Origin of the sequence: Chryseobacterium sp. (assembly GCF_022712095.1) — a bacterium.
Taxonomy (GTDB): domain Bacteria; phylum Bacteroidota; class Bacteroidia; order Flavobacteriales; family Weeksellaceae; genus Chryseobacterium.
The window spans coordinates 1-9,146 of record NZ_JALAHD010000034.1 but is presented as its reverse complement, the minus strand read 5'-3'; the positions used below and the strand labels follow the sequence as shown (position 1 = coordinate 9,146).

The window sequence follows — 9,146 nt, the reverse complement described above, 5'->3', positions numbered from 1 at the left end:
TAAAAATTATATTAATTTTGAGCCTTAATTATATAACATAAAATTGGTCAAAACCGTCCTCAAAAATATATTACAAATTTTAATTATCCTAATTTTTAACAATTTTTTAGCACAGAAAACGTCTGGAAAATTGCCTGAAAATGCGGTTAATGATACTATATCTAAGAAAGATACAGTGGTTGTAAAAAAAGAATCTTTGGATGATGTTCTTCAGACAAAGGCTGATGATCAGAGAAGAGATGTTCCTAAAAAGATGACTTATCTACTCAAAAATGCTCAGGTAAAGTATCAGGATATGCAGATTGATGCTGATTATATCTCCATTGATGATCAGAAACATCTTATGTATGCCCGAGGTAAACAAGACTCTTTAGGGAAAATTATTGAGCCTGTGGTAACCACTCAGGCCGGGAAAAAGTATGAGACAGACCAGTTCAGCTATAATTATAAAACAAGACAGGCAATTGCCTATAATGCGAGAACGGAGGAAAGTCAGGGGGTAATCATTGCAGATAAGACCAAAAAGTATAATGATTCCGTATTTTTCATGAGACGTGGAAAATACACGACGGATGAATATTTCATTAAAAAGAAAGATACAGCAGCAGATTACTATTTATTGGCACCACATATTAAAATGGTCAAGAGTAAAGAAAAATCACAGATCATTACCGGACCTATACAGATGTATATTGAAGAAGTTCCAACGCCTTTAGTAATGCCTTTTGCGATTTTACCTTTTTCAGATAAACGTTCGGCGGGGATATTGATACCGAGTTTTGGAGAAAGAGAAGATGTCGGTTTCTTCCTGAATGGTATCGGATATTATCAGCCTATCGGAGAACATTTTGATATGAAAGTCCTTGCAGATCTCTACACCAAAGGAAGTTGGAACCTGAGACCTGAAATGAATTATATTAAAAAATACCGGTATTCAGGAAACTTTTCAGCCGATATTGGAACAACGGTTCGTGGAATAAAGGGGCTTGATGATTATACCAAAAGTAATACATACCGAATTGCCTGGAGACATACCCAGGATACCAAAGCTAACCCATTCCTTACTTTCTCTGCTTCGGTGGATATCGTAAGTACAAAGTTCTATAATAATACGATTAATAACAATTATATATTCAATCAGAATGTATTAAATACCCAGCAGAACTCTACCGTTACTCTAACCAAAAGGTTTTTAAAACTGCCGGTAACCATTACGGGGACAGCTTCGTATTCTCAGAATTTTGCAACAGGCTTATCCGATTTACGTCTCCCACAAATGAATGTTGCAATTAATCAGTTTTATTTATTTAAATCTAAAACAGGGGTTAGACAGGGCTTATTGGAAAATATTACGGTTAATACAAGCTTAAACCTGACTAATTACGTTAATACAAGTGAAGGAGAACTTTTCAAGCAGGAAATGTGGGATAAAATGCAGACAGGTTTGAAGAATAATATTTCCTTAGGAACGAATACAACGATTGCAAAATATTTTACATTCAGTTTAGGGGCTACTATTGATAATGCTCTGACTACAAAAACTCTGACACGTTATTATGATCCGGTAAATAATACAGTAGTGGATCAGACCAATAAAAATGTAGCGGGATATTCAACTTTTTCTACCACAGCAAGTTTACAGACTACCCTTTATGGAATGCTGAACTTTAAAAAAGGTGCTGCTGTTGAAGCAATAAGGCATATGATGACACCGAGCATCGGATTTACTTATTCTCCGGATTTCGGAGATTCCAAATTCGGATACTATAAAAACTATTATGATGCAAACGGAGCTTTAACGCCTTATTCCATCTTTGACGGAGGAATTGTAGGAACACCTACTTCAGGGATGACAGGATCCTTAGGATTTAATATCGGAAACAATGTTGAGATGAAGATTAAATCCAAAAAAGATTCTACCGGAGTAAAAAAAATAAAAATATTTGAATCTCTGACTTTCTCGGGAAGTTATAATTTTGCAGCAAAAGATCACCCATGGTCGGTATTTTCAATTAATGGTCAATCGTCTTTGTTTAATAATAAGCTGAGTGTCAATACAAGCTTAACCCTTGATCCTTATAAAATTTTATTTGCTCCCGGATCGGATACGGGGATAAGAACGGAACAGTTCGGGAATTTCAGTGTACAAGGATTTAACGTACAGTTATCTTATCCTTTAAGCAGTGAATTGTTCGGTGAGAAGACGGACTATGCCAAAAAGTATTCTTCGAAAGGAGACGTCCGGAATGAAAATTATTATTTTGATGATGATAATTATGCCCGTTTTGATCAGGCCTGGACATTGAACGTGAATGCCAATTATGCTTATTCCAGAAACCTTACCCGACTTGGAACAAAGATTGCCTCCATAGGTCTGGACGGGAGTGTCAAACTTACTCCTTATTGGAATATTACGGGAAGTACCCACTATGATATGGTTACCAAAGAGCTGGCCTATACCCGAATTGGTTTTTCCAGAGATCAGCGAAGTTTTACGATTAATTTTAACTGGGTACCTTTCGGTCAATATAAAGTATATGATTTCTTTATTGGGATAAAAGCCAATATACTAAGCGATGCACTGAAGTATAAAGACAGAAGTTTCACTCAGCCGAATTCACCTTTCTAATATCACATTGACAGTTGAGAATATAAATTTTATATTTGCAACCAAAAATTAATTCTAATGAAAAAGATAATATCTACAACTAATGCTCCGGCAGCAATCGGACCTTATTCGCAAGCCAATTTTGTAAACGGAGTTTTATATATTTCAGGACAGATTCCGGTGGATCCTGCAACAGGAAAGCTTGTAGAGGGAATTGAAAAAGAAACCCATCAGGTTATGAAAAATCTTAATGCGATCCTTACAGAAGCTGGAATGTCTTTTAAAAATGTAGTGAAGTCTACCATTTTCCTTAAGAATATGGATGATTTTGCAGTAATGAATGATATTTATGCTTCATACCTTGAGGAAGGTAGCTATCCGGCCCGTGAAACAGTTCAGGTTTCTTGTCTTCCTAAAAATGTAGATATTGAAATTTCGATGATTGCACATCAGGATTAATGAATATTCTTAGAAATACATTAGCTGTTCTTATAGGGCTCGGTATTGCCGGACTTATTATTACTCTTGGTATAAGAGCTTTTCCACAGTGGAGAACTTTTGAAGCCTTTGCACCGTTTGAGCATTGGCATAGATTTCTTTACAGTATGAAAGATGATGAGGCCTTTTTTGGCTTCTTGTTATTCATTTCAGGATTGGGAACTACAATCGGGGGAGTAGCCACAGCTATCATTGTTAAATATGCAAAAGTAGCATATGCGATCCTTATAGGATTCATTATGTTATTTATCGCAATGTTGGATATTATTATTTATCCTTATCATCCTACATTTTATAAAATATCCATTTTCCTTACTTTTTTTCCATTCTCCTGGATAGGTGGGAAAATTGTAGAAGTAATCTATGAAAGAAATAAAAAGAAAAAGATTGCTGAGAAAGTGAACAGTAAATCTTGAGACATAAAAAAAGCGCTATATTATTTTGTAGCGCTTTTTTATTGATATATGAATTGCCTTGCTTAAGGCATTTTAAATCCTTTAGTATAAATTCTGCCGTAGTCATCTACAAACTTCACCTGTACATTTCCCTGATATTTATCTAATATCTTTTCCACATCTTTTTGAGAGTTCACCGGTTTTCCATTAATTTCTATAATGATATAGTTGTCAACAATACCGATTTTAGCCATTTCTCCACCCTCGGCAACACCTTTGGCTACAACACCGCTATTAAGTCCATATTCTGTTTTAAATCTGTCATTTAGGGGCTCGAATTCAGATCCTATTTTTTCTGTAACAGTCAGGTCAGCTTTTGTACGGGTTGAAGTTCCCCCTTTTTGATCTTTCAATGTAACCGTTACGTTACTTTCTTTTCCATTTCTTAAATAGCTTACCTGTACTTTGTCACCAGGGCGTTTGCTTCCGATAGCGATAGAAAGATCCGCAAAATCGGTAACAGGGACATTATCTATCTTAGTTATGATATCTCCTGTTTTAATCCCTGAATCTTCAGCTCCACTCCTGTCTGCAACACTGGTAACATATACTCCGGAACCAACTTTGATATTAGTTTTAAATTGTTTATTATAAGCTGCTACCCCCTGATCATCAGAAAGGTCTAGAGAATTTACACCTAAGAATCCTCTCTGTACCATACCAAACTTCTTAATATCTTCAACAATCTTTCTTGCCAGGTTGGATGGGATAGCAAATCCATATCCTTGATAATACCCCGTAGTAGACTGGATAGCTGAGTTAATACCGATCAAATCTCCATTGGCATTTACCAGTGCCCCGCCAGAGTTTCCAGGGTTAATGGCAGCATCTGTTTGGATAAAGCTTTCAATAGGATTGGTAGCTTTTCCCTGAGAACCTAAAATTCCGATTCCTCTTCCTTTAGCAGAAACGATACCCGCTGTTACCGTAGAATTCAATCCAAGTGGATTTCCTACAGCCAGCACCCATTGTCCTACTTCTATATTATCTGAATTCGCAAAATTTAAATAAGGCAATCCTTTTTCTTCGATTTTCAATAATGAAATATCTGTATTAGGATCGGTTCCTACTAATGTAGCGATATAAGATTTTTTATTACTTAATACTACCTCCAGTTTATTGGCTCCGGCTACTACGTGATTATTAGAAATAATATAACCATCAGGAGAAATGATTACACCAGACCCCATTCCTGATGGCATATTGTCTGGAGTTTGTTGCTGCTGTCTCTGCCTTTGTTGCCCTCTTCCTCCGAACGGATCACCAAAGAAAAAATCAAACAGGTCCTGTTCTGAAGCTCTGCTCGTTGTTCTGCTTTGGTAGTTTTTAATAGTTACTACAGCGGGAACTGTTGTTTTGGCTGCTTTTACAAAGTCATCACCCACCACTCCGGTATTCATTCCAACAAATGAAGCATTGCTGGCTGAAGTGAAATAAGAACGGTCTTCGTTATTAGTGTTATGATCAAAATATTGAAATGCGCCAACAGTAGTAGCTCCTGAAAGCACCCCTACTACCGCAAATGGTAATAGTTTTTTAAAAGTATTCTTCATTGTATATCTTTTTATTATTTTTTGTTTTATTGTAAACAAATTTACTGTTAAATAAGTAATCAATTAGTATGCTATGTTTCAACTTTAACTAAAATTTAACGAGGATTATGTCATTTTATACATTATGTCATAATTTGAATGTGACAGTATTAACAAAACTTAAAAATATCTTAATTAAAACCCTTATGAAGACTTAATATAGAGCTGGTGATTTTTGTTTATGAAGATACTCAATTGAAAATTGATTATCTTTGCAGAAATTTTCTCAAAGATCAATGACTAAAAGCGGAAAAATAGAATTAATGTCTCCTGCTGGGGATTTTACAGCATTGCAGGCGGCTATAGATAATGGAGCAGACTCTGTATATTTCGGGGTAGAGCAGCTTAATATGAGAGCCAGAGCTACTATGAATTTTACTATAGAGGATCTTCCGGAAATATCCAGAAGATGTACTGAAAAAGGAGTGAGAACCTATCTTACTCTTAATACCATTATTTATGATCATGATTTATCAATCATTAAAACTCTTTTGGATAAAGCAAAAGAGGCGGGCTTAACGGCTGTAATTGCCATGGATCAGGCGGTTATTGCTTATGCAAGACAGATAGGTTTAGAGGTGCATATTTCTACCCAGATTAATATTACCAATATTGAAACGGTTAAATTTTATGCATTATTTGCTGATACAATGGTAATGAGTAGAGAATTAAGTATCAGCCAGATTAAAAAAATATGTACCCAGATTGAAAAAGATCAGGTAAAAGGACCCTCAGGAAATTTAGTGGAAGTTGAAATTTTTGGACATGGAGCGCTTTGCATGGCTGTTTCAGGAAAATGTTACTTAAGTCTTCATTCACATAATTCTTCAGCCAACAGAGGTGCTTGTAAGCAAAACTGCCGTAAGAAATATACGGTTATTGATCAGGAATCCGGTTTTGAAATAGAACTGGATAACGAATATATGATGTCTCCAAAAGATCTTTGTACGATCGGATTTCTGGATGAGATCGTTGATGCAGGCGTAAAAGTATTAAAAGTAGAAGGAAGAGGAAGAGCTCCGGAATATGTGGCGACTGTTACAAAATGTTACAGAGAAGCTATCGATGCAATTGCTGACGGAACTTTCTCAAAAGAAAAAGTAGATGAATGGATGAAACAATTGGAGACTGTCTATAACAGAGGTTTCTGGAGTGGATATTATCTTGGACAGGAATTAGGAGAATGGTCTCCAAATCCGGGATCTAATGCTACTCAGAAGAAAGTATATATCGGGAAGGGAAGGCATTTCTATCCGAAATCCAATATTGCTGAATTCCTGATTGAAGCCTATGACCTGAATGTTGGAGATAGTGTATTGATTCAGGGGCCTACTACCGGTTCTCAGGAAATGGTTATTGAAAGTATGATGGTGGATGAAAAAGGGGCTTCTGAAAAAGCAACTAAATCCGATGTGATCACTTTCCAAACCAAATTCAGGGTAAGACCAAGTGATAAATTATACAAAATAGTAAAAGCTTAATGGTAATTGTTACGCTTCAGAGAGATAAATGCATCGGCTGTAATTATTGTGCGGAATTTGCTCCGGAATATTTCAGAATGTCTAAAAAAGACGGAAAGTCTGTCCTTTTGAAAACAGAAGATAAAAAAGGATTTTTTACTTTGAAAACTCCGAATCCTGAAGCTTTCGAACCTTGTGATAAAGCTGCAAAAGCTTGTCCTGTTAAGATTATTTCAGTTAAAATGACGTAATAATACAATGCAAAAAGCTGAGCTTAGAAAAATATATTTAGAAAAAAGAAAGGCCTTGTCTCATGATGAGGCTTCTTTCTTATCGGAAAAAATATTCCAAAACTTCATTCACTTTTTTAAACCTTTAACAGGACAAAAAGTCCATGTTTTTATTCCGATAAAGAAATTTAAAGAGGTAGATACCCATTTATTTATTAATTATTTCTGGACACACGGAATTAGGGTTTTCGTTCCTAAAATAGTAAACGAACGATTAATATCGGTGGAAATATTTAAAGACTCAGAATTTGAAACCCATTCCTGGGGAATATCCGAGCCAGTTTCCAATGAAGATTCCGGCGAAATTTATTTTGACTATATTATTACTCCTTTACTCTACTGTGATAACAAAGGAAATAGAATAGGATACGGAAAGGGATTCTATGATAATTTCTTTCAATGCATTTCCTCGGATTCTGTAAAAGTAGGAGTAAATTATTTCAATCCGCGTGAAACAATTGATAATGTATGGGAAAATGATATTTCCCTGGATTATTTAGCAACTTCTACAGATGTGCTGTCTTTTTTAGGAGGCAAAGAATAAAAATCAACAAAATAAAATTTAAACTCTTTTTTAAATTTAATAGGTTTGGATAATAATGTATATTGAGCATTTTTTTCAAAGGTTCCTAGTGACTTGTTTTTATTGTCAAAATATTCCACATTAAATTTTGCATAATCTAATGTATCCCGATTGTGATATTCCTTGTAAACAAGCAGGTTATTAACTTTAGCAGTTTTAACCTTCAAACTTTCAAGTTCTTTAAATAATTTTTTGAAGGTAATACTGTCGGGTTGATGGAAATAGCTCTGCATCTGAGAATAGATAACTGTGTCAATTTCCGTATTTCTGTTTCCAGATAAATACAGTGTCGAAAGATCCAGTAGCTCCTGAATTTTTTGCTTAGTGATAGCATTAATGGCTTGTGCACTGTCCATTTGCACTGCCGGATATGTGATTTTATTGTTACTGTTTCTTAATTTGTCCAGATCACTTATGGTTGGGCTTTCTTTCTTAGTACAAGAATAAACACCCATTACTAGTATTGTTAAAAGTAAAAATTTACTTATTGTTTTCATTTGCAGAAATTTTAAATTTAATTAATACAATCTTTCCTTTTTTATCTTTCTTCATTTCTATTACAGAAAGGTTTTTCAAAGAAGTTGTAGGCGTAGTTACTAAGGTAATATATTTTTGTTTATTAAGGGTCTCTACTCCGTAAATAGCATTGTCATACACCTGATAAATTACAGCCTCGTTGCTGATAAGGTTTTCCAGTTGCCGTCTTTTTGTACTGATCTGTTCAGAGGGTTTTCCCGTTACATCTTTTGTAGAGAAATAATAAACAGCCATTTTATAATCATCAGGTTTTAATTCTATGGTTTCCTGATCTGGTGCATTTGTGAGGTTTCTATTGACTTCCAGATTCTCGTAGAACGGAGAGCTAATCTGCATACGTAAGTTTTTATCTTTAGTTTGGTAATAAAAACATTCTCCCGGCTTTATACGATAGAACAGAGGTGATTCATTTTGCTTAAATACTTTAATCTCAATGGTACTTTGTACTTTCAGGTTCCTGTCTGCATCTGCAAAGCAATAGGTGTATGTTTTCTGAAAAATCTCATCTTTAAATCCCAAGACTCCCAACATGATCACCAAAAAAGATGTAATTCCTATCCAGCCATACTTTTGAAGGGTGCTTTTTTGTGGTTTTAAGAACTGTTCGCTGGAAGTAGTGGGTGGTGGTGTGTTTTGGGTATTTGTTTGATTGTCAGTGTTGTTTTTTTGTAAAACATTGTTTTCTGAGATAATCTCAATCGTTTTTTTAGCTTTTTCTTTGCTTTTTTCCTCTTCCGGAATACTTTCCAATAAGTTTTCCAGTTCCTCTTCATCTTCTTCATCCAATTCCTGATTTTCCAGCAGCAATTCTCCTGAGAAAAGATGATCTTTTTTGAATTCATACCATGATTCGTAACCAGCATAGTTACTCAATAAGTTGAGCATATCTATTCGGGGTAATTTATTTACGGGAGAATTTTTAAAATAGGTATAAAAGGACTTTTCGCTGATATTTCCTTTAGCTTTTTTACGAAGATCTTCCTGAAAGTATATAATATCTATTCCCTTCCATTTCGAAATATCATGAAAAGAAGGGGTGTGGTCTCTTAAATATTCAGCTTGAACATCTTTTTTTAACTGTTCAAAATGTAATAGATCTAAATCTGTCAAGTTTCCTTAAATG

Annotated in this window: 9 protein-coding genes; 6 read left to right on the top strand and 3 right to left on the bottom strand. The window is 34.9% G+C overall.

Features of this window, described 5'->3' with window-relative positions:
- Positions 1-43: 43 nt before the first annotated feature.
- Genes Q0A18_RS01645 through Q0A18_RS01635 form a run of 3 tightly spaced genes read left to right on the top strand, consistent with a single transcriptional unit; the run spans position 44 to position 3,522 of the window.
- Entirely contained in the window at positions 44-2,629 is a 2,586-nt protein-coding gene (locus Q0A18_RS01645) for a putative LPS assembly protein LptD (RefSeq protein WP_292008425.1), read from the top strand.
- Positions 2,630-2,686: 57 nt separating this feature from the next.
- On the top strand, positions 2,687-3,067 hold the full coding sequence (locus Q0A18_RS01640; protein WP_292008424.1) for a RidA family protein: 381 nt from the start codon (positions 2,687-2,689) through the stop codon (positions 3,065-3,067).
- On the top strand, positions 3,067-3,522 hold the full coding sequence (locus tag Q0A18_RS01635) for a hypothetical protein (RefSeq protein ID WP_292008423.1): 456 nt from the start codon (positions 3,067-3,069) through the stop codon (positions 3,520-3,522). The genes Q0A18_RS01640 and Q0A18_RS01635 overlap by 1 nt, the downstream gene beginning before the upstream one ends.
- A gap of 62 nt (positions 3,523-3,584) precedes the next feature.
- Here Q0A18_RS01635 and Q0A18_RS01630 read toward each other — a convergent pair whose 3' ends face one another.
- Positions 3,585-5,114: a trypsin-like peptidase domain-containing protein gene (locus tag Q0A18_RS01630; RefSeq protein WP_292008422.1), complete on the bottom strand. Its 1,530-nt coding sequence runs from the start codon at positions 5,112-5,114 to the stop codon at positions 3,585-3,587.
- Positions 5,115-5,389: 275 nt separating this feature from the next.
- On the opposite strand from Q0A18_RS01630, the gene Q0A18_RS01625 reads away from it, so the two are divergent.
- Genes Q0A18_RS01625 through Q0A18_RS01615 form a run of 3 tightly spaced genes read left to right on the top strand, consistent with a single transcriptional unit; the run spans position 5,390 to position 7,447 of the window.
- Complete coding sequence (locus Q0A18_RS01625) at positions 5,390-6,634, top strand: peptidase U32 family protein (protein ID WP_292008426.1); 1,245 nt, start codon at positions 5,390-5,392, stop codon at positions 6,632-6,634.
- Positions 6,634-6,864: a ferredoxin gene (locus Q0A18_RS01620; protein WP_292008421.1), complete on the top strand. Its 231-nt coding sequence runs from the start codon at positions 6,634-6,636 to the stop codon at positions 6,862-6,864. Before Q0A18_RS01625 ends, Q0A18_RS01620 begins: the two co-directional genes overlap by 1 nt.
- 7 nt (positions 6,865-6,871) lie before the next feature.
- On the top strand, positions 6,872-7,447 hold the full coding sequence (locus tag Q0A18_RS01615) for a 5-formyltetrahydrofolate cyclo-ligase (RefSeq protein WP_292008420.1): 576 nt from the start codon (positions 6,872-6,874) through the stop codon (positions 7,445-7,447).
- On the opposite strand, the gene Q0A18_RS01610 is transcribed toward Q0A18_RS01615, so the two are convergent.
- Positions 7,396-7,983, bottom strand: coding sequence for a hypothetical protein (locus tag Q0A18_RS01610; protein ID WP_292008419.1), 588 nt, complete (start codon positions 7,981-7,983; stop codon positions 7,396-7,398). The genes Q0A18_RS01615 and Q0A18_RS01610 overlap by 52 nt on opposite strands.
- Positions 7,967-9,133, bottom strand: coding sequence for a hypothetical protein (locus Q0A18_RS01605; protein WP_292008418.1), 1,167 nt, complete (start codon positions 9,131-9,133; stop codon positions 7,967-7,969). Before Q0A18_RS01605 ends, Q0A18_RS01610 begins: the two co-directional genes overlap by 17 nt.
- Positions 9,134-9,146 lie beyond the last annotated feature (13 nt).